Annotated in this window: 16 protein-coding genes; 5 read left to right on the plus strand and 11 right to left on the minus strand. The window is 74.6% G+C overall.

The window, feature by feature from the left end; translation table 11 throughout:
* Positions 1 to 9: 9 nt before the first annotated feature.
* Positions 10 to 741 (minus strand): SseB family protein, encoded by a 732-nt coding sequence (locus tag IO36_RS41310; protein ID WP_037628368.1) that lies wholly within the window; start codon positions 739 to 741, stop codon positions 10 to 12.
* Between the two features lie 148 nt (positions 742 to 889).
* On the opposite strand from IO36_RS41310, the gene IO36_RS41315 reads away from it, so the two are divergent.
* Positions 890 to 1852, plus strand: coding sequence for a serine hydrolase (locus tag IO36_RS41315; protein ID WP_037628369.1), 963 nt, complete (start codon positions 890 to 892; stop codon positions 1850 to 1852).
* Between the two features lie 125 nt (positions 1853 to 1977).
* Here IO36_RS41315 and mycP read toward each other — a convergent pair whose 3' ends face one another.
* Together mycP and IO36_RS41325 are read right to left on the minus strand one after the other, a co-directional pair.
* A complete protein-coding gene (gene mycP, locus IO36_RS41320) occupies positions 1978 to 3378 on the minus strand; it encodes a type VII secretion-associated serine protease mycosin (protein ID WP_245173671.1) in 1401 nt (466 codons plus the stop codon).
* Positions 3375 to 4256 carry a hypothetical protein gene (locus IO36_RS41325; protein ID WP_245173672.1) on the minus strand — a complete coding sequence of 294 codons (882 nt, stop codon included), beginning with the start codon at positions 4254 to 4256 and terminating at the stop codon, positions 3375 to 3377. Before IO36_RS41325 ends, mycP begins: the two co-directional genes overlap by 4 nt.
* A 2383-nt stretch (positions 4257 to 6639) precedes the next feature.
* Here IO36_RS41325 and IO36_RS41335 point away from each other — a divergent pair.
* Complete coding sequence (locus IO36_RS41335) at positions 6640 to 7842, plus strand: amino acid deaminase/aldolase (protein WP_037628374.1); 1203 nt, start codon at positions 6640 to 6642, stop codon at positions 7840 to 7842.
* Between the two features lie 65 nt (positions 7843 to 7907).
* Here the strand turns inward: IO36_RS41335 and IO36_RS41340 are convergent, their stop codons facing one another.
* From IO36_RS41340 to IO36_RS41355, 4 genes are all read right to left on the minus strand, one after another.
* Positions 7908 to 8840, minus strand: a complete 933-nt coding sequence (locus IO36_RS41340) for a DUF2510 domain-containing protein (protein ID WP_037628376.1) — start codon at positions 8838 to 8840, stop codon at positions 7908 to 7910.
* Positions 8841 to 8955: 115 nt separating this feature from the next.
* Positions 8956 to 9747 (minus strand): 3-oxoacyl-ACP reductase, encoded by a 792-nt coding sequence (locus tag IO36_RS41345; RefSeq protein ID WP_037628378.1) that lies wholly within the window; start codon positions 9745 to 9747, stop codon positions 8956 to 8958.
* The gene (locus tag IO36_RS41350) at positions 9744 to 11123 is read right to left on the minus strand and encodes an aldehyde dehydrogenase family protein (protein ID WP_037628382.1); all 1380 of its coding nucleotides are present in this window, start codon (positions 11121 to 11123) and stop codon (positions 9744 to 9746) included. Before IO36_RS41350 ends, IO36_RS41345 begins: the two co-directional genes overlap by 4 nt.
* An 11-nt stretch (positions 11124 to 11134) precedes the next feature.
* Positions 11135 to 12505: a glutamine synthetase family protein gene (locus IO36_RS41355; protein WP_037628383.1), complete on the minus strand. Its 1371-nt coding sequence runs from the start codon at positions 12503 to 12505 to the stop codon at positions 11135 to 11137.
* A 77-nt stretch (positions 12506 to 12582) separates the two neighbouring features.
* On the opposite strand from IO36_RS41355, the gene IO36_RS41360 reads away from it, so the two are divergent.
* Entirely contained in the window at positions 12583 to 13320 is a 738-nt protein-coding gene (locus IO36_RS41360) for a FadR/GntR family transcriptional regulator (RefSeq protein WP_037628385.1), read from the plus strand.
* Between the two features lie 117 nt (positions 13321 to 13437).
* Complete coding sequence (locus tag IO36_RS41365) at positions 13438 to 14118, plus strand: gamma-glutamyl-gamma-aminobutyrate hydrolase family protein (protein ID WP_037628386.1); 681 nt, start codon at positions 13438 to 13440, stop codon at positions 14116 to 14118.
* 161 nt (positions 14119 to 14279) lie between these two features.
* On the opposite strand, the gene IO36_RS41370 is transcribed toward IO36_RS41365, so the two are convergent.
* Positions 14280 to 15203: a LysR family transcriptional regulator gene (locus tag IO36_RS41370; protein WP_037628388.1), complete on the minus strand. Its 924-nt coding sequence runs from the start codon at positions 15201 to 15203 to the stop codon at positions 14280 to 14282.
* Between the two features lie 70 nt (positions 15204 to 15273).
* Here IO36_RS41370 and IO36_RS41375 point away from each other — a divergent pair, with 70 nt between their 5' ends.
* Positions 15274 to 16425, plus strand: coding sequence for a TDT family transporter (locus IO36_RS41375; RefSeq protein WP_037628391.1), 1152 nt, complete (start codon positions 15274 to 15276; stop codon positions 16423 to 16425).
* 105 nt (positions 16426 to 16530) lie between these two features.
* Here IO36_RS41375 and IO36_RS43605 read toward each other — a convergent pair whose 3' ends face one another.
* The 3 genes from IO36_RS43605 to IO36_RS41390 all read right to left on the minus strand — a co-directional run bounded on the left by IO36_RS43605 (position 16531) and on the right by IO36_RS41390 (position 19503).
* The gene (locus tag IO36_RS43605) at positions 16531 to 17877 is read right to left on the minus strand and encodes a hypothetical protein (RefSeq protein ID WP_051901333.1); all 1347 of its coding nucleotides are present in this window, start codon (positions 17875 to 17877) and stop codon (positions 16531 to 16533) included.
* Positions 17878 to 18018: 141 nt separating this feature from the next.
* Complete coding sequence (locus IO36_RS41385; protein ID WP_037628393.1) at positions 18019 to 18738, minus strand: helical backbone metal receptor; 720 nt, start codon at positions 18736 to 18738, stop codon at positions 18019 to 18021.
* Between the two features lie 183 nt (positions 18739 to 18921).
* Positions 18922 to 19503, minus strand: coding sequence for a helix-turn-helix domain-containing protein (locus tag IO36_RS41390; protein ID WP_037628395.1), 582 nt, complete (start codon positions 19501 to 19503; stop codon positions 18922 to 18924).
* Positions 19504 to 19593: the final 90 nt, after the last annotated feature.

The following is a 19593-nucleotide window of genomic DNA, read 5'->3' on the forward strand; positions in this document are numbered from 1 at the left end:
CCCGCGGACCTATCCGCGCACGTACAGGGGCTCGCCCGGAGGCGTCGCCTCGGCCGGCAGCAGTGCCAGGTCGAGGCCGCGCACCAGGCGGGCCCTCAGTGTCTCGTCGGCCGCGAGCCGCTCGGCCACCGCGCGGGCGGTCCCGGCCTGGTCCGCCGACGGGTCGAGCACGAGCGCGAGGGTGCCGTCGGCCGGGCCGCGGCCGAGATGGGCGCGGACCACCAGGGGCTCGGCGGCGACGGCGGCCCGGACCGCCCCGACCACGGCAGGATCGGCGAGCGGGTCGGTGGTCGTCCGCCCCTCGGCGAGCGCGAGCAGGGCGGACCCCGTCAGCTCGTAGGCCACGGGCCCGGCCAGGTCCACCACGATCGTGTCGGCCTTCTCGTGCGCCGCGGCCTCCAGGACCTGGTTCAGCCGTACGGCCACGGGGCGGGCCTGAGGGTCCCAGCGGGCCAGCGAGTCGGTGGAGGTGAAGGCGGGCAGGGCCGTGCGGCCGCCGGCCTTGAGCGTGGGCACGGCCATGTCGCTGGTCTTCTCGCGGCGCAGCCCGTTCTCGTCCTCCTCGACCTCGCCGAGGATCGCCACGACGGGTACGAGCAGCCGGGCGCCCGTGAGCGCCTCCAGGACCGGCGGCACGGCGGCGCGGTCGGCGGACCAGGCCGCGAGCGCGGCGCTCAGCCCGGGATCGGCGGAGCCGTCGTCGTCGGAGAAGCCGGAGTCGGGAATGTTCTTGTTCGCCACGGTCCCGACCCTATCGGGGGGATGCAGTTGCGCCTGTGCGGCCCCCGTAACACCGGGGCCACGGGATTCATGAGTTTCTCAGGCTTCCCTGACGCACCTTTCACACACGCCTAACGGCGGGCACAGCCCGGCCGTCCAGCATCGCCGGATGGACCGTCACAGAGCACGCGGGCGCCGCGCCCGGCCCTCCCGACTCACACCGCTGCTGTCCGTCGCGGTGGCCTCCGTCGTCCTGGTCGGCGCCACGGCGGCCGGGACCGTGTACATGAAGGCGCAGGCGCACGACGGCGGGTCCGTCGTATCGTCGGCGGCGCCGGCATCGTCCTCGTCCTCGCCGGCCAGGAGCCAGGAGGCATCGGTGGAACCCGTGGCGGAGCCCTCGGCGGACCGGGACGCACTGCTCGCGAAGGCGCTGAAGTCGGTGACCGTGGCGGCCGGCGCCAAGACCTCGGTCGCCGTCCTCGACGTCGACTCCGGCGAGAGCGCCTCCCACGGGGAGACCGCCTTCGACACAGCGAGCATCGTCAAGGTGAACATCCTGGCCGCGCTGCTGCTCCAGGCCCAGGACGCGGACCGGCATCTCACCGCGCAGGAGAAGGCGTACGCCACCAAAATGATCGAGAACAGCGACAACGCCTCGGCGACCGCGCTGTGGGCGGCGATCGGCCGGGCCGACGGTCTGGACTCGGCGAACAAGCGCTTCGGCCTGACGTCCACGCAGGGCGGCGACGGCGAGCTGTGGGGGCTGACCCAGACCACCGCGAGCGACCAACTGACGCTGCTCCAGCAGGTGTTCGGGAAGGACTCCAAGCTCAGCTCCGCCTCGCGGTCCTACCTCCAGGGACTCATGGGCGAGATCGAGACCGACCAGCAGTGGGGGGTGTCTGCGGCCGCGGACGGTTCCCGATGGGCGCTCAAGAACGGCTGGCTGGCGCGGAGCACGACCGGTCTGTGGGACGTCAACAGCATCGGGCGGATCTCGGCCGGGGGCCACGACTATCTGGTGGCGGCACTGTCGAACGGCAACTCCACCCAGGCGAAGGGCATTTCGCTGGTGGAGGCGGTGTCGAAGGCGGCGGTTTCGGCGTTCCAGGACACGGCCGAGGACTGAGTCCGTGCCTCCGGGCGCGGTGAACGCTCCCGGAGCCGGGGCCGCATGGGGCCGCCGGGCGAACGGCAACGGTCGGGTGGCAGCGGTCGGACGGCAATGGTCGGACGGCAACGGTCGGACAGGCCCTAAGGGCGTTCGAAGGGGTTCGTGCCTCGGCGTCCGCGCCACAGGAACACCGCCGCGGCCAGCAGGGCCAGGCCCAGGGCGCCCGCGAGGGGTGCGGCCCAGTCGGCCGAACCTCCGCCGTCGTCGGCGGGGGCCGGGCCCGTACCGAAGTACTTCTGGCCGTACGCCGCCGACTTGAGGCCCTCCGGCTTGAGCCGGGCGGCCGCCTTGATGGCGGCGGCGGGGTCGACGAAGCCGTAGCCGCGGGAGTCGTCACGGCCGCCGGCGGGAACGTTGCGGGCGGTGTCCTCCAGCAGCTTCTTGATCTGCGCCGGGGACAGGCCCGGGTGGGCGGCCTTGACGAGCGCGACCGCGCCGGAGACGAACGCGGACGCGGCGCTGGTCCCCCAGCCCTCGTAGTACCGGTCGTCGGGGTCGGCGATGACCACGTCGACGCCCGGGGCGCTGACGGTGGCGTACCAGCGGCGGGTGGAGAAGGAGGCGTGGGTCCCGTAGCGGTCGACGGCGGCCGCGGCGATCACTCCGGGATAGGCGGCCGGGTACGAGATGTGGTCGCCCTTCTCTCCGCCATTGCCGGCCGAGGCGACGACGGCGACCCCCTTCTTCAGCGCGTACTGGACGGCCTCGTCCTCGGCGGGTTCGGGGTGGGCGGACCGGGAGTCGTCGCCGAGGGAGAGGTTGATGACGTCGGCGCCGTGGTCGGTGGCCCAGCGGATGCCGTCCGCGAGCGCGTTGCCCCGGGTGTTGCGGGCCTTGGAACGGGCCGGGTCCTTGTCCTCCAGGATGACCCGGACGGGCAGGATCTTCGCCTCGGGCGCGATGCCCATGACTCCGTCGGCGTCACCGGGACCGTGGCCGTGCCCGGCGATGATGCCCGCCATGGCGGTGCCGTGCCGGGCCCAGGTCCGGTCGCCCCGGCTCGCGCCGAAACCGACCAGGTCCTTGTCCCCGAGCACATTGCCCTTGAGGTCCGGGTGCAGGGCGTCGACGCCGGTGTCGAGGACGGCGACGGTGATGCCCTTGCCCTTGGTCGTGCGCCACGCCTCCTGCGTGTGCATCGCGTCGAGGCCCCACTGCTGGGCGCGGATGCCGTCGGCGTGCGCGGCCGTGGAGGGCACCAGGGCGAGGGAGGCGGCGAGGAGCGTGGCGAGGGCGCCGGACCTGCGGGAGAGCGGGCCGGGGCGCCGGATGCCGGGGCGAGGGGCGCTCGGGCGAGGGGCGCCGGGGCGAGGGACGGTCACCGCTCCGGCCCGGCGGGCGGCTCCGCGGGGGCCGGCGGCCTCCGTGGTGACTTCCGTTACGGCGGTGGCAGCGGCATCAGCAGTGCGGGCAGTTCCGGGCGTATCCGCCGCGGCGGCGGTCTGTCGGATGCGGCCGTCGGGGCCGTCGGCGCGGGTCATGACGGCTTCTCCGTGGACGGGCTGACGGTCTTGCGAAGTCCTCGCTCGACCCGGTCGGCGAGGCCCTGGGCCTCGTGGCCGAGGCCCGCCTGGGCCGCGGCCGTGGTCGAGTCCGGCTTCATGGCCTCGGCGGCCGGCAGCGGGGCGGCGACCGTACGTCCGTCGGCGAACCCCGAGACCGCGTACACGACGACGGGGGCGTCGGTGAGCACGGACAGGGTCCAGGAGGCGCGCTGGGCCTTGCCGAAGCCCTCGGCGTCGGTGCCCTTGGCCGCGTAGGGCAGCGGCAGCAGGTCGGTGCGCCGCTCCAGGCCCTCCTTGCGGAAGCGGTTCTTCAGGGAGGTCATGCCGGCCGCGTCCGCCTTGGTGAACAGCAGGCCGACGGTGGTGACATGGCTGCGGGTCGCGTCCACGTAGGTGGCGCGCAGCAGGCGCAGACAGCCGACGGGGGCGAGGGCCTGGCGCAGCAGCGGGTCGAAGGCGTCCTTGCAGCCGGTGTCGGGCGCGACGGCGATCCGCGTCCAGGTGCGGTCGGATCCGCCGGGGCCCGCTCCGTCGCCGTTCACGGTAGGCGGGAACAGCTGGTCCACGGGGATGCTGTGCCAGAGCTGTCCGGCCGCCGTGAAGGCGCCGGGGGAACCGGGTCCGTCGGTGGGTTCACCGGCGAGCCAGCTGCCGGTCACGGCGCCGCCGATGAGCCCGAGACCGAGGACGACACAGGTCGCGGCGGTCACGGCACCCGGCCGGATCCGGCCGCGGAACGGACGCACCCGTGCGGTGTCGCCGCCGTACGGCTCCGGTTCCGCGAACGACACATAGGGGCGCCCGGCACCGGGGGCCGCCTGACCGGGCAGCGGAGGGTACGGCGGCGCGCCCACGGTGTCCGCCGCCGGCCGACCGTCCCGAGAGGGCTGAGCCTCCCACGCCGCCTCCGCGGCGGGCCGAGGCACGGAAGGAAGCGGGGCCCCGGCGGGGCGCGGGGGCTCGAAGGCACGCGGGGCCTCGGCGGGGCGCGGGGCCTCGAAGGAACGCGCGGCCTCCGCGGGACGCTGAGCATCAGCGGGACGCGAGGGATCGAAAGCCCGCGGGGCCTCGGCGGGGCGCGGAGCTTCGACCGGGCGCGGAGCTTCGACCGGACGCGAGGGATCGAAGGCACGCGGCGCTTCAGCGGGGTGCGGGGCCTCGAAGGAACGCGGCGCCTCGGCAGGACGCGAGGCTTCGACAGGATGCGGGGCCTGGAAGGAACGGGGAGCCTCGGCCGGACGCGCGGCCTCCGCGGGACGCTGGGCATCAGCGGGACGCGAGGGATCGAAAGCCCGCGGGGCCTCGGCGGTGCGCGGAGCCTCGACAGGGCGCGGAGCTTCGACCGGACGCGAGGGATCGAAGGCACGCGGCGCTTCAGCGGGGCGCGGGGCCTCGAAAGAACGCGGCGCCTCGGCCGGGCGCGGGGGCTCCGTCGGGCGTTGCGGTGCGGCGGGGTGCGACAGTCGGGCGGGGCGCGGCGCGGGACGCTGGGTCCCACCGGGCCGTGAGGGCCCTGCGGGGTGCGGTGCCTCGTCGGAGCGCGCCGAAGCGGCGGACGTCGGCGCCGGGGGCGTGTCCGGGAAGCGTGCGGAGGCCGCGGGGGGCGGCGGGGTCGGCGGCCCCGTCCGGCCCTCGGGACGCAGCGAGGGGTAGCGCCGGGCCTCGGGCGGCGCGGCGGTGGCGGCACCCTTTTCGTCGGCCTCCGGGGCGGAGCGCGGCGGGGCCGGACGCTCCGACGGAGCCGTGCCCGAGCCCTGCTGGGCGGTTTCCGGCGCGCGGCCCTGCCCGGCGGACGCCGCCGGGCGCGGTGCGCCGACCGCCGAGGTACCGGCCGGGGCGGACCGGGGCGCTTCGGATCCCGTGCCGGAGGAAGAGGCGGGCCCGGACCGGCGTGCGTCGGACCCCGTCCTGCCGTCCGCAGCGGACGGCGACGTGTCGCCACCTCGGGCAGGGGCCGGTACGGACACACGAGCGCCCGCTTCCGGCACACCGCTCCGCGCGGGACGCGAGTCGCCCAAACCGGGTGCAGTGCTCTGCGTGGGACCCGAGCCGTCGGACCCGGCTGCACCGCTGCGCGCGGAGCGCGGAGCGTCAAACCCGGGCGCACCGCTCTGCGCGGAGCGCGGAGCGTCAAACCCGGGCGCACCGCTCTGCGCGGAGCGCGAAGCGTCAAACCCGGGCGCACCGCTCTGCGCGGAACGCGAGGCATCGGCCCCGGGTGCACCGCTCTGCGCGGAACGCGAGGCATCGGCCCCGGGTGCACCGCTCTGCGCGGAGCGCGAGGCGTCAGGGCCCTGCGTGTCACGTGCGGCGGTCCACGGTCGGCCGGATTCCGGCGCGGCGGGAGGAACGGCTCCCGCGCCACCGGCCGAGGCCGGCCGCGACGCGCGAGGCGTGGCCGGTCCCTGCGCACCGGTCGCGCCAGTCGCACCCGTCGGAGTGGACGCCGGAGCGGTCCCGGAGCCTCCGGACCTGCCGGACCCGGAGTCACCGGTCGCGGCGGCCCTCGGCCGGACGAGCGAGGTGGGCCGGCTCGACGTCGGCGGTGCGGCGGCGGGCTGGGCCGGGACCGACGGTGACGTGCCGCGCGGCGGGCTCACGGGGCGCGGCGGGACCGAGGGAGTCCGATAGGAGGACGCGGGCTGCTCCGCGTCGGAGGCCGAGGACAACGCTGTCCCGGGGCCGGAAGGGGACACGTCCCGGTCGGACCAGTCGGGTCCGGAGGCGGCCCCGGGGCTGCCGGGGGCCGGGGCGGTCGTAGCGCTGCCGGGGGCCGGAGAGGTGGTGGTGGAGTGGCCGGCGGCCGGGGAGGTCGGGGTGGGGGTCTCCGCGGACCAGTCCTCGCCGGCCGACAGGTCCGGACCGGGGGGCCTCGGCGGGGCGGGAGGGTGAGCCGGCGGGGTCGGGCCGGCCGCGGGAGGGGCGGAGGGGCGCCGGGGATTCGAGGCGCGCCGCGCTTCCGTACTCATGCACCCCCCGTTTCCTCGTACCGGGCCGATCGGACGCCCCGTGACCCGGCGTACGTTTCGTGCGCGCGAGAGGTCCCCCACGGGCACGCATACCCGCGCCGGTGGCCCGTCACCCGGGCAGGGCCCGTCGGAGCGAGGGCCGTTCCTCCCTGCGTCCGCGTCACTCTACGGGTTGAGGAGCGCCGGGCGGGAACCAGTGCGAAGCCCCGGGGCATCTGCCCGGAACGTCCCCCTACCCTGCGGTAATCGAGTCTGGCAGTCTTCGCACATGACTGCCCGTGCCGCCGACAGGGCCCGCTACGACCGGGCCACCGCTCACCTCGACGCCCCCGTCGCCATCGTGGACCTGGAGGCCTTCGACGCGAACGCGGACGACCTCGTCCGCCGGGCCGGCGGGAAGCCGATCCGCGTCGCCAGCAAGTCCGTCCGCTGCCGCACCCTGCTGGAACGCGTCCTGGAGCGGGACGGCTTCGCCGGGATCATGTCGTTCACCCTCGCCGAGTCGATGTGGCTGGCCCGGTCCGGTTTCGAGGACGTCCTGCTCGCCTATCCGTCGGCCGACCGCAAGGGCTACGCCGAGCTGACCTCCGACCCCAAGCTCGCCGCCGCGGTGACCGTCATGATCGACGACCCGGCGCAGCTGCGTTTCATCGACGAGGCGCGCGAGGGCGGCAAGGAGGTCGTCCGGGTGTGTCTGGAGCTCGACACCTCGCTCAAGCTGTTCGGCGGCCGGGTCCGGGTCGGAGCGCTGCGCTCGCCGCTGCACTCCCCCGCCCAGGTCGCGGACCTGGCCCGTGCGGTCAAGCGCGCGCCGGGGTTCAAGCTGGTGGGGATCATGGCGTACGAGGGTCACATCGCGGGCGTCGGGGACGCGGTCTCGGGGCGTCCGCTGCGTTCACGCGCGGTCCGGCTGATGCAGGCGACCGCCCGCAAGGAGCTCGCCCAGCGCCGTGCCGAGGTCGTCCGGGCGGTGCGGGCCGTGGAGCCGGACCTCGAGTTCGTCAACGGCGGCGGCACCGGCAGTGTGCAGCACACGGCGGCCGAGGACGCGGTCACCGAGATCGCGGCCGGGTCGGGCCTCTACGTACCGAGGCTCTTCGACAACTACACGTCCTTCAGCGGGCGCCCCGCGGCGCTGTTCGCCCAGCCCGTGGTGCGCCGGCCGGGCGTGGGCGTGGTGACCGTGCTGGGCGGCGGATACCCCGCGTCCGGGGCCGCGGGCGCGGACCGGCTGCCCGTCCCGTATCTGCCGGAGGGTCTCTCGTACGACCCCCAGGAGGGTCCCGGCGAGGTGCAGACCCCGCTGCTCGGCTCCCCCGCGGACGATCTGCTGATCGGCGACAAGGTGTGGTTCCGGCACGCGAAGGCCGGTGAGCTGTGCGAGCGGTTCGACACGCTGCACCTGGTGGAGGGCGACACGGTCACGGCCTCCGTGCCGACGTACCGCGGAGAGGGCCACACCTTCCTCTGACCCTTCGGGGCGGGAGACCTGGCAGAGGGAAGACGGACGGCGGCCCGGCCCGGGCCGCCGTCGGTTCACTGCGAGGGGCCGATGCTGCTGCCCACACCGCCGCCGGCGTCCTTCGCGCCCACGGAGCGGATGCCCGCGGTGATCCGGTCCATGTCGGACAGGGGCGGGGCGTCGGCGCCGGAGTCTATGGCGATCCGGACGATGACCAGGGACTGCGAGCCGACGCTGGACTGGAAGGCCAGCGACTCGACGTAACCCCCGGGTCCCACACCGGTCTTGACCTTCCAGCGCACGTAATACCCGGCGCGTCCGGCGACGGCGACCGAGCCGGACTTCACCACGCTGTGCGAGGTGATGCCGTGGAAGGGGCGGCTGCCGACGAGGTCGTGGCCGTACGCGCTGTCGGCGGCGTCCTCGATGTCCCCCTCGGCGAGGGCCTTCGGGGAGGTCTCGTCGGTGGCCGTGGCGGTGCGCGAGTCGACCCGGCCGTGCCGGCAGAGACCGGGGTCGCCCGGGCAGTCGTAGGTGCGCGGGGTCGACAGGACCATGTCGTGGTCGGCGGCGTACTGCGGCTTCGCCCAGCCGTCCAGGACCGGAAAGGTGATGCCGTTCAGTTCGTCCACGACGACGGACTTGTCGCCGGCCGACGGCGAGGGCCCGGACGGGGACGGCGAGGGGCCGTCGTCCGGGGTGGAGGACGCGGCGGCGGGCGTGGTCCGCGCGGTGGCCTTGTCGTCGCCGTCGCCGCCGCCGTCGTCGTGGCGCAGCAGCACGCCGCCGGTGACGATCGCGGCCACGAGGACGACGGCGGCCGTCACGAGGGCGACGGTCCTGGCCCGGCCGGAGCCGGAGGAGTCGGCGGGCGGGGCCGGTACGAGGGGCTGCTGGGGGACTTCGGGCTGACGCCGGTGGTCGGTCCACGCGGTCCCGTCCCACCAGCGCTCGACGAGCGGGTACGACGGGTCGCGGTACCAGCCGGGTGGGGGCGTCATGCTCATCCCGGCACTCTAGTGCCGCTGCCGTCAGCGGGACGGGCCGGGACGAGCCGTCCACCGGCGGGCGGGGCAGGGCGTCGGGCCCTCCCGCGACCCGCCGGCCGTGTGCGTCGCCTGGCTACAGCGGGGTGACGTAGGCGCCCGAAATGCCCCCGTCCACCAGGAAGTCGGTGGCGTTCACGAAGGAGGAGTCGTCGCTGGCGAGGAAGGCGACGGCCGCCGCGATCTCCTCGGCCTCGGCGAACCGTCCCACCGGGATGTGCACGAGCCGGCGCGCTGCCCGCTCGGGGTCCTTGGCGAACAGCTCTTGGAGCAGCGGGGTGTTGACCGGGCCCGGGCAGAGCGCGTTGACCCGGATGCCCTCGCGGGCGAACTGGACGCCGAGTTCGCGGGACATGGCCAATACACCGCCCTTGGAGGCCGTGTAGGAGATCTGCGAGGTCGCCGCGCCCATCCGGGCCACGAACGAGGCGGTGTTGATGACGGAGCCCCGGCCCTGGCGGCGCATGTAGGGGATGGCGGCCTTGCAGCACAGGTAGACAGAGGTGAGGTTGACCTCCTGGACCCGCTTCCATGCCTCCAGGCCGGTCTCCAGGATGGAGTCGTCGTCGGGGGGCGAGATGCCGGCGTTGTTGAAGGCGATGTCGACCGAGCCGTAGGTGTCGTACGCCGTCCTGAACAGGTTCTCGACCTGGTCGGGGTCGGTCACGTCGACCTTGACGAAGGTCCCGCCGACCTCGGCGGCCACGGCCTTCCCCTGCTGCTCGTCGATGTCGCCGCAGACGACGCTCGCTCCCTCGGAGGCGAGCCGGCGCGCGGTGGCGAGGCCGATGCCGCTGGCGGCGCCGGTGATGACGGCGGTGCGGCCCACCAGGCGGCGGCAGATGGTCTCGGGGGTGTCTGAAGTCACTGTGCGGGACCCTCCGTGCTGATGAAGACGTTCTTGGTCTCGGTGAAGGCGGTGAGGGCGTCCGGGCCGAGCTCGCGGCCGATCCCCGACTGCTTGAAGCCGCCGAAGGGGGTCCAGTAGCGGACGCTTGAGTGGGAGTTGACGGACAGGTTGCCGGCGCGGACGGCCCCGGAGACGCGCAGGGCGCGGCCGACGTCGCGGGTCCAGATGGAGCCGGACAGACCGTAGTCGGTGGCGTTGGCGAGCCGGACGGCGTCGGCCTCGTCCTCGAAGGGCAGGACGACGGCGACGGGGCCGAAGACCTCCTCGACGGCCACGCGCGCGCCGGGGTCGACGCCGGTGAGGACGGTGGGCGCGAACCAGAAGCCGGGGCCTTCGGGGGCCTTGCCCCGGATGCCGGGCGCGTCGGCGTCGACGTAGGACCGGACGCGTTCCCGCTGGGCCGCGGAGATCAACGGGCCCATCTGGGTCCGTTCGTCGGCGGGGTCGCCGACGACCACGGACGCGACGGCGGGGGCGAGGAGTTCGAGGAAGCGGTCGTGGACGGAGCGCTGGACCAGGATGCGGGTGCGGGCGCAGCAGTCCTGGCCGGAGTTGTCGAGGAAGGACATCGGGGCAGCCGCCGCGGCGGCCTCGACGTCGGCGTCGGCGAAGACGATGTTGGGGCTCTTGCCGCCGAGTTCGAGGGTGACGCGCTTGAGGAGGGCGGAGCCCGTCGCCAGCACGCTCTTGCCGACCGCGGTCGACCCGGTGAAGACGATCTTCGCGACGCTCGGGTGCCGGACGAGTGCGTCGCCCGCGACCGGTCCCGCGCCGGGGAGCACCTGGAAGAGGTGCTCGGGCAGGCCCGCCTCCAGGGCGAGTTCGGCCAGCCGCAGTGCGGTGAGCGGAGTGGTCTCGGCGGGCTTGAGGATCACGGCGTTGCCCGCGGCGAGGGCGGGCGCGGTGCCCCAGGCGGCGATGGGCATGGGGAAGTTCCAGGGCGCGATGACACCGACGACGCCGAGCGGTTCGAGGAGGGTGACGTCGAGGCCGCCGGGAACCGGGATCTGACGGCCCAGCAGCCGTTCCACTCCCCCGGACGCGTAGTCGAGCAGATCGCGGACGTTGCCCGCCTCCCAGCGGGCGTTGCCGAGGGTGTGGCCGGCCTCGCGGACCTCCAGGCGGGCCAGTTCCTCGAGGTGGGCGTCGACCTCGGCGGCGAAGCGGCGCAGCAGCCGGGCCCGGTCGGCGGGTGCGAGGGCGGCCCAGCGGGTCTGCGCCCGCCCGGCCCGGACGACGGCCTCGTCCACGTCCCGGGCGGTGGCGGCGGGAACGGTGGCGACGACCTCCTCGGTGGCGGGGTTGAGGACCCGGAGCTCGGACTCGTTCGACACGGAACGACCTTTCACATGCGTTCGAAGGAGCGGCGCAGCTCCCAGTCGGTCACCGCGGCGTCGAAGGCCTCCAGTTCGACGCGCGCCATGTTGCGGTAGTGCTCGACGACCTCGTCGCCGAAGGCGGCCCGGGCGATCGGGCTGTTCTCCCAGAGCTCGGCGGCCTCGCGCAGGGTGGTGGGGACGTGCTCGTACGCGGCGCTGTAGGCGTTGCCCGCGCAGGCTTCGGGCAGTTCCAGCTTCCGCTCGATGCCGTACAGGCCGGCCGCCACGAGTCCGGCGACGGCCAGGTGCGGGTTGACGTCGCCGCCGGGCAGCCGGTTCTCGAAGCGCGTGGAGCGGCCGTGGCCGACGACCCGGAGCGCGCAGGTGCGGTTGTCGTGGCCCCAGGCGACCGCGGTCGGGGCGAAGGAGCCGGGCTGGAACCGCTTGTAGGAGTTGATGTTGGGCGCGTACAGGAGGGAGAAGTCGCGCAGGGCGGCCAGTTGTCCGGCGAGGAAGTGCCGCATCACCTCCGACATGCCGCCCGGGTCCTCGGCGGAGCCGGCCATCACGTTGGTGCCGTCGGCGTCGGCGAGGGAGAGGTGGATGTGGCAGGAGTTGCCCTCGCGCTCGTTGTACTTGGCCATGAAGGTGAGCGAGACGCCCTCCTGGGAGGCGATCTCCTTGGCGCCGGTCTTGTAGATCGCGTGCTGGTCGCAGGTGACGAGGGCCTCGTCGTAGCGGAAGGCGATCTCGTGCTGGCCGGGGTTGCACTCGCCCTTGGCCGACTCGACGGTCAGGCCCGCCGCCTGCATCTCGTTGCGGATGCGGCGCAGCAGGGGCTCGACGCGTCCGGTCCCCAGGACCGAGTAGTCGATGTTGTACTGGTTGGCCGGCGTCAGCCCGCGGTAGCCGCTGTCCCAGGCCTGTTCGTAGGTGTCCTTGAAGACGATGAACTCCAGCTCGGTGCCGACCTGGGCGGTGTAGCCGAGCGCGGCGAGGCGCTCCAGCTGGCGGCGCAGGATCTGGCGGGGCGCGGCCACCACGGGGGAGCCGTCGTTCCAGGCGAGGTCGGCGATGAGCAGGGCGGTGCCCGCGTTCCACGGGACGCGGCGCAGGGTGGCGAGGTCGGGGTGCAGGGCGAAGTCGCCGTAGCCGCGGTCCCAGGAGGACATGGCGTATCCGTCGACGGTGTTCATGTCGGTGTCGACGGCGAGGAGGTAGTTGCAGCCCTCCGTGCCGTGCTCCAGTACCTCGTCGAGGAAGAAGGTCGCGGCGAACCGCTTCCCCTGGAGCCGCCCCTGCATGTCGGGGAAGGCCAGGACGACCGTGTCGATGTCACCTGCCTCGACGAGGACGCTCAGTTCTTCGACGGTCAGCGGGGGTGTGCGGTCTGCCACCGGAAAAGCCTCCTTGGGTCAGCCGAGGGCCATAAGGTATTGCGGAGAACCATTGCTTGGGAAGGGGGCGCGACCTGATGACGCGGGCGGAACCCGGACGCGGGACGGACGACCGGCTGACGCCGGTGCTGCGGCCGGTGCGGGCGGGCAACGGCTTCGAGGAGGCATTGGAGCAGATCCTCCAGATCGTCCGGCTCGGTCTCGTACCCGGTGGCGAACGGCTGCCCGCGGAGCGGGAGTTGGCGGAACGGCTCGGCATCAGCCGGGTGACGCTGCGCGAGGTCCTGAAGGTGCTCCAGGACCAGGGGCTGATCGAGTCCCGGCGCGGACGCTACGGCGGCACGTTCGTGCTGGCGCGCACCGACACACCGGGCGAGCACGAGCTGCGCCGCCGGGTCGCCGCGGTCGACATCGAGGACGTGCTGCGGTTCCGCGAGGTCCTGGAGGTCGGCGCGGCCGGGCTGTGCGCGACGCACGGGCTCGACGCGGAGCAGGGCGCCCGGCTGCGGGCGGCCCTGGAACGGACGAACGACGCCCCGCTCGCCGACTACCGGCGCCTGGACACCCTGTTCCACCTCACGCTCGCCGAGCTGTGCGGCTCCCCTTCCCTGACCGCCCGGTACGCGGCCGTCCGGGCCGGCGTCAACGACCTCCTCGACTGCATCCCGCTGCTGGTCCGCAACCTGGAGCACTCGCAGCGCCAGCACACCGCCCTGGTCGGGGCGGTCCTCGACGGGGACGCGGACGGGGCGCGGGAGATCATGCGGGAGCACTGCGCGGGTACGGCGGCGCTGCTGCGGGGCTTCCTGGCGTGAGCGGGGTGCGGCGCGGGGCCGTCGCCGTCCGCCGCCGGGATACCCGTTCCGCTTCCCCGTCCGCAAAGGTATGAGAGCTTTCCATTGACGCCGTCGTGGAGATCCGAGGAGGAGCGCGTGGGCAGGCCGCTGGTCGGTGTGAGTACGTATCTGGAGGCCGGGACGCGCTGGGGCGTGTGGAACCTGGAGGCCGCGCTGCTGCCGGCCGGTTATCCGCGGCTCGTGCAGCGGGCGGGCGGGCTCGCGATGATGCTGCCTCCGGACGATCCCGCCCTGGCGCGCGAGACCGTCGCCCGGCTCGACGCGGTGGTGGTCGCGGGCGGTCCCGACGTCGACCCCGCCCGGTACGGCGCCGAGCGCTCCCCGCGTACGGGACCGCCCGCCCCCGCGCGCGACGCCTGGGAACTCGCGCTGATCCGGGCCGCGTTGGACTCGGGCACCCCGCTGCTCGGCATCTGCCGCGGCCACCAGCTGCTGAACGTGGCCCTCGGCGGCACGCTCGTCCAGCACCTGGAGGGGCACGTGGAGGACACCGGCGTCGTCGGGCTCCACGAGGTGATCCCCGTCGCGGGCACGCGGTACGCCGGTCTCGTACCGGAGCCGTGCGCCGTGCCGACGTACCACCACCAGGCGGTGGACCGCCTCGGGGACGGCCTCACGGTCGGCGCGCACGCGGTGGACGGCACGGTCGAGGCGGTCGAACTCCCCGGCCCCGCCTGGGTCCTGGGAGTCCAGTGGCACCCGGAGATGGGCGAGGACGTGAGGGTGATGCGGGGCCTGGTCAGCGCGGCATCCTGACCGGTCGGGTCCGGACGGGGCCCGCACAGTGGTTCCTCGTCCTCGATCGCCGGACGGGCCGGGAATCAGCCCCTCCGTCGTTTGAGGAGCGGGGGTCCGGGGGCGGCGCCCCCGGGGACGGGACGGGTCGGGGCGGAGGGGGCGAGACAACCGCCGTCCGCTCAAGCCCCCCGCGTCAGCGACAGCAGGTCGCGGGCCGGCCCCGTCGGCCGGTGCCCCGTCGGCCAGACGGCCCGCAGGGCACGGGTCAGCCGCACATCGGCCAGCGGGATACCCACCAGCCGGTGGGCGGACAACTCCTCGCCGAGCGCGAGCTCACTGAGCACGGCGGGCCCCGCCCCGCTCACGGCGGACGCCTTCACCGCCGTGGTCGAGGACAGCTCGATCAACGGCCGCGCGAGCCCCCCGAGCGCGGAGTCGAGGACCTGCCGGGTCCCCGACCCCTCCTCCCGCAGGATCAGCGGCGTCGCCGCCAGCTCCGCCGCCGCCAGCGGCGCACGGCGACGCGCCCAGGGATGCCCGGGCGCCGTCACCACGATCAGCCGGTCGTGCGCGATGACGGCGGCGTCGAGACCGGAGGGCACCGACAGCCCCTCCACGAACCCGAGGTCCGCCTCACCGGTCAGCAGCCTCTCGGCGACGGCCGCGGAGTTCCCGGCGAGCAGCGACACGGCGGTGTCGGGACGCTGCGCGCGCAGCGCGATCAGCCAGCCCGGCAGCAGATACTCGGCGATGGTCATGCTCGCGGCCACCCGCAGCCGGGAGTCGCGCCGGTCGCGCAGGGCCTGCGCCCCGGCGTCGAACGCCTCGGCCGCGTCCACCACCCGCCGGGCCCAGTCCGTGACCAGCGCCCCCTCGCGGGTGAGCCGGGACCCGCGCGGCGAACGGTCGACGAGCGCCACCCCGAGCTGCCGCTCCATGGAACGGATCCGGCTGCTGGCCGCCGGCTGCGTGATCCCCAGCTCCCGTGCGGCCCGTCCGAGACTGCCGAGGCGCGCGACCGCAAGCAGCAGTTCCAGCGCGCCCAGATCGGGCACCCGGTGCGCGATCCCGACGCCGGGCCGGTCCTCAGCACTGCTGCTCATAAACCCAGCTTATGTCGTCATAGGCGGGGACTCCCTGGTGGGGAACCCCCAGCGGCGCGATCTTGGTGACATGGTCACCGCAGCCCATCCCCTGTCCGCCCATCAGGCGGAAACCGTCCCCGGCACGAAGACCCCCCGTGTCCCGGGCAACCGCGCGCTCGCCGCCGTCCGGCATCTCGGCCCGAACTGGTACGCCTCCGTGATGGGTACCGCCATCGTGGCGACGGCGGGAGCCGGGCTCCCCGGCCACGTGCCGGGCCTGCGCACCGTGTGCACCGTCGTGTGGGCCCTGTCGTCCGCCCTGCTGGTGTCGCTGCTCGCGGCCCGGGTTCTGCACTGGGCGTACCACCGCGACCAGGCCCGCGCCCACCTCCTCGACCCGGCCATGGCCCCCTTCTACGGCTGCCTTTCGATGGCGCTGCTCGCGGTGGGCGGTGGCACCCTGCTGGTCGGCCGGGACTGGATCGGCCTGCCCGCGGCGCTCGCCGTGGACACCGTCCTGTTCACCGCCGGAACGGTGATCGGACTGGCCGCCGCGGTGGCCGTCCCGTACCTCATGGTCGTACGGCACCGCATCGAGCCGGGGCAGGCGTCGCCCGTGTGGCTGCTGCCGATCGTCGCCCCCATGGTGTCGGCCGCCGTCGGCCCGCTCCTCGTGCCCCATCTGTCGGCGGGACAGCCCCGGGAGACCCTGCTCCTCGCGTGTGTCGCGATGTTCGGGATCAGCCTGGTCGCCACCTTCGTGATGCTGCCGATGATCTTCGCGCGGCTCGTCACCGGGGGTCCGCTGCCCCTCGCGCTCACGCCGACGCTGTTCCTCGTGCTCGGCCCGCTGGGCCAGTCGACGACCGCGGTGGGCAAGTTCGCGGACGCCGCCCCCGGTGTGGTGCCCGCGCCCTACGACCAGGGTTTCGCGCTCCTGGCCGTCCTCTACGGGGTGCCCGTGCTCGGCTTCGCGCTGCTGTGGCTCGCGCTGGCCGTCGCGATGGTCGTACGGGCCCGCCGCCAGGGCATGGGCTTCGCGATGACCTGGTGGGCGTTCACCTTCCCCGTGGGCACCTGTGTGACCGGTGCCGAGGGTCTGGCCCGCCACACCGGGCTGGTCTCCTTCGAGGTGCTCGCCGTCGCCCTGTACGCGCTGCTGGTCGCCGCCTGGTCGGTGGCCGCGGTCCGGACGGCCCACGGCCTCGTCACCGGCAGGCTGCTCGCGGCGCCGCGCTGACGCCGGCCCGCGCAGGCGGTCGTCCCGGGCTTCCTCCCCGGGGTCCGGAGGGCGCGGCACCATCGGCGCTCCCCGGGTCCTGAGGGGACCCGGAGCCTTCCGTTGTCAGGGCTGTTCCCGCAAGAGGTGCGGGAACAGCAGGCGGGCACCCTCGCGTTCGGGCTCGGGGGCGACTTCGAGACGCCGTCGGGCCAGGCCGAGCACATGAGCGGTGTGCGGGCCCCCGGCGCCGCGGAGCGCGTGCGCCCAGGTGGGTTCGAGCAGCGACGGTCCGGTCTCCAGACGTGCGAGGACCTGGGCCGTCGCGTCCAGGCCCAGGACGCGAGCGGGGTGCAGGGCGAGGTGGAAGTCGGTGCGCAGGGGATCGGCGAGGTGCTCCAGCACGAGCGCGGGCCACCGGGGTTCGCTCAGCAGTCCCTCGTACCGCGCCGTCAGGTCCTCGAGGTCGCAGGAGGGCCAGCGCAGTTCCGGGGGCGGGTGGCGGAGGAACAGGGTGATGCCGATCAGGTCGCGCAGCCGGGCGACGCCGGGCGTCCGGTCCTGGATCAGCTGGGCGTAGCGGCGCAGTACGGGAACGGCGTGCGCGTAGTCGGCCAGGCCCGGCGCGGGTCCCCCCTGGCCCACGGCCATCGTGGCGAGGATGCCCCCGGCGCCGTCGAGGAGGGCCCCGTCCACGTCGGGGCGGCCCAGTGCGCCCCGCAGGTCGCCGGTGGTCGCGGCGAGGTGGGCGAGGTACTCGTCCATGATCGTGTTGCGGAAGCCCTCGCGCAGCAGCCACTCCTTGATCCGGGGATCGGTGGTGTCGCGCAGGAGCCGGACCGCCTGGATGCGTCCCCAGCCGGCGACCCCGCGCGCGAGCGCGTGCACGGCCGGGTCCGGATCGGGCTGGGAGCGGTGGAGCGCGACGGCCGCGTAGAGCGTGAGTTCGTCCAAAGTTCCCAGCAGGAGCAGCAGTTCCCGGTCCCGGACGTCTCCGCCGAGCCCGAGGAGCACCAGGCCGATCTTGACCGGGGCCCGGTGCGTGCCGTGCTCCGCCAGCCGGCGGCCGAGGCGGCGCAGGCCGTCGGACGGCAGGCCCCGGCGGCGGACCTCCGTGCCGAGGTCGTCGGCGACGTCGATCGGCGAGCACGTGACGAGGAGATCGTGGAGGCCCACGAGGCCGCGGCCGGGTGCGGACGGTGTCGCAGACAGCAGATGTTCGAGCCGGTCGGCGAGTTCGGCGCCGGTCGGAGGCGGAGGGCCGTCGGCGTCCGGGGAGGCGCGCAGCAGGGCGTCCTCACCGCCGCCGACGAAGACGGGCCGCCTGCCGCCCGGACGGGCGTCGGGGAGCGGATCGCCGGCCCGGGGCCAGGGGCCGGGACCGTGGAGTTCGCGCAGGGATCGCGCGTGGTCGAGGAGGGTGGGTCCGTCGCCGACGGCGTCGCCGTCAGGCCCCCACCACGAGCCGGTCAACGGCCGGAGGGCGTGCCGCCCTTTCGTGTGGTCATGGCGTGGATGGTGTCCGACCCGGCCCGCTCCCGGCAACCGGCTTTTCGAAGGACCCCGCCGTGACCGGCCGCCCCTGCTCACGGCGGACCGGTGTCCGGAGGCGTCTCAGCGGTGTGCCGCCCGCAGCGCCTCGGCGAGCCGCCCCGGGGCCTCGGCCAGTGAGGGTCCGTACCAGGTCAGCAGTCGGCCGTCGACCAGGGCACAGGGCGTGCCAGGGAAGGCCTCGGGTCCGTCGTCGGGGGTGAAGCGGTACGGCTCGTCGGGGAGCACCACGAGGTCGGCGCCCGCCGCGTTCAGCTCGTCCACGGGGACTCGGGGGTAGCGGTCCTCGTGGCGGGCGTAGGCGTTGTCGACGCCCAGCCTGGCCAGGACGTCCCCCGCGAAGGTGTCCCGGCCCAGCACCATCCAGGGCCGCCGCCAGACCGGCACGACCGCGGTCCTGCGGCGGTCGGGATCTGCGGGCGCGGCCCATGCCGCCTCCGCCTCGTCCAGCCAGCGCGGCCTGCCCCGCGCCCCGCAGGCGGCGAGCACCCGGTCCAGTTCGCGGATCGCCCCCGGTACGTCCCGCACCTCGGTGACCAGGACCTCGATCCCCGCGTCCCGCAGGGCGGCCAGGTCCGGCTCCCGGTTCTCCTCCTCGTTGGCGACGACGAGATCGGGCGCGAGCCGTACGACGGCGTCGACGTCGGGGTTCTTGGTGCCGCCGATCCGGGTGACGTCCAGGCCGGCCGGGTGGCTGCACCAGTCGGTCGCGCCGGCCAGGACGCCGGGCACCGACACGGCCACGGCCTCCGTCAGCGAGGGGACGAGCGACACCACCCGCATGTCTGCCCGCCTCTCCAGCGCCGTCCCGTGTCCCGCCATCCTCTCGCGCCGGCCGCGCACGCGCCCGTCACGGGGGGGCGCGTGCCTGTTACCGGCGGCGCGTGCCCGTCACGGGTCGCGCGTGCCCGTCATCGGCCGCACGTGACATCGCCCCGGCCGATGCGCGCGGCGCCCGCCGCCCCGCTAGCGCCGGCCGAAGGTGTGCGGGTCCTCCACCGCGTCGATGTGGTGGGCGACCTCGACGACGACCACCCGGGTGTCCGGGACGGTGGCGCGCCAGCGGTGCCGGACACCGCCCGTCAGATACATGGTGTCGCCGCGGCCCAGCCGATGGGCGCGCCCCTCCGCCTCGACCTCGACCCCGCCGTCGGCGACGTACATCAACTTGTCGTTGCGGTGCTGGAGTTCGCGTTCCTCTTCGTGGTCGCCGGTGAACTCGGTGGCGTGCAGCTGGTGGTGGCCGCGCACGAGCGGGCGTGCGTGGGAGCCGGGGGTGAACTCCTCCCCGGCGTCGGCGCGCACGACGTCGACGCTGCACGCCGGGTCGGCGGCGGCGAGCAGGTCGGCGGCCGTGGTGCCGAGGGCGTCGGCGACCCGCTCCAGGGAGCTTCTGCTGGGCCGCGCCCGCTCGTTCTCCACCTGGCTGAGAAAGGGCACCGACAGACCGCTGCGTTCGGCGACGGCCGCGAGCGTGAGCCGCAGTGCCCGGCGCCGCCGCCGTACGGCCGCGCCCACCCGAAGGGGCTGTTCTTTGTGGTCGCCCATCGCTCCGGCTCCCTCCCTCGCGTCGTCGGTCCGCGAGCCGCCCGGTTTTCCGGCCCGCCGCTTCTGTTGAGTTGTTTGCACCCTACGCAT

This window comes from Streptomyces aureus (assembly GCF_000725495.1).
GTDB lineage: Bacteria > Actinomycetota > Actinomycetes > Streptomycetales > Streptomycetaceae > Streptomyces > Streptomyces aureus_B.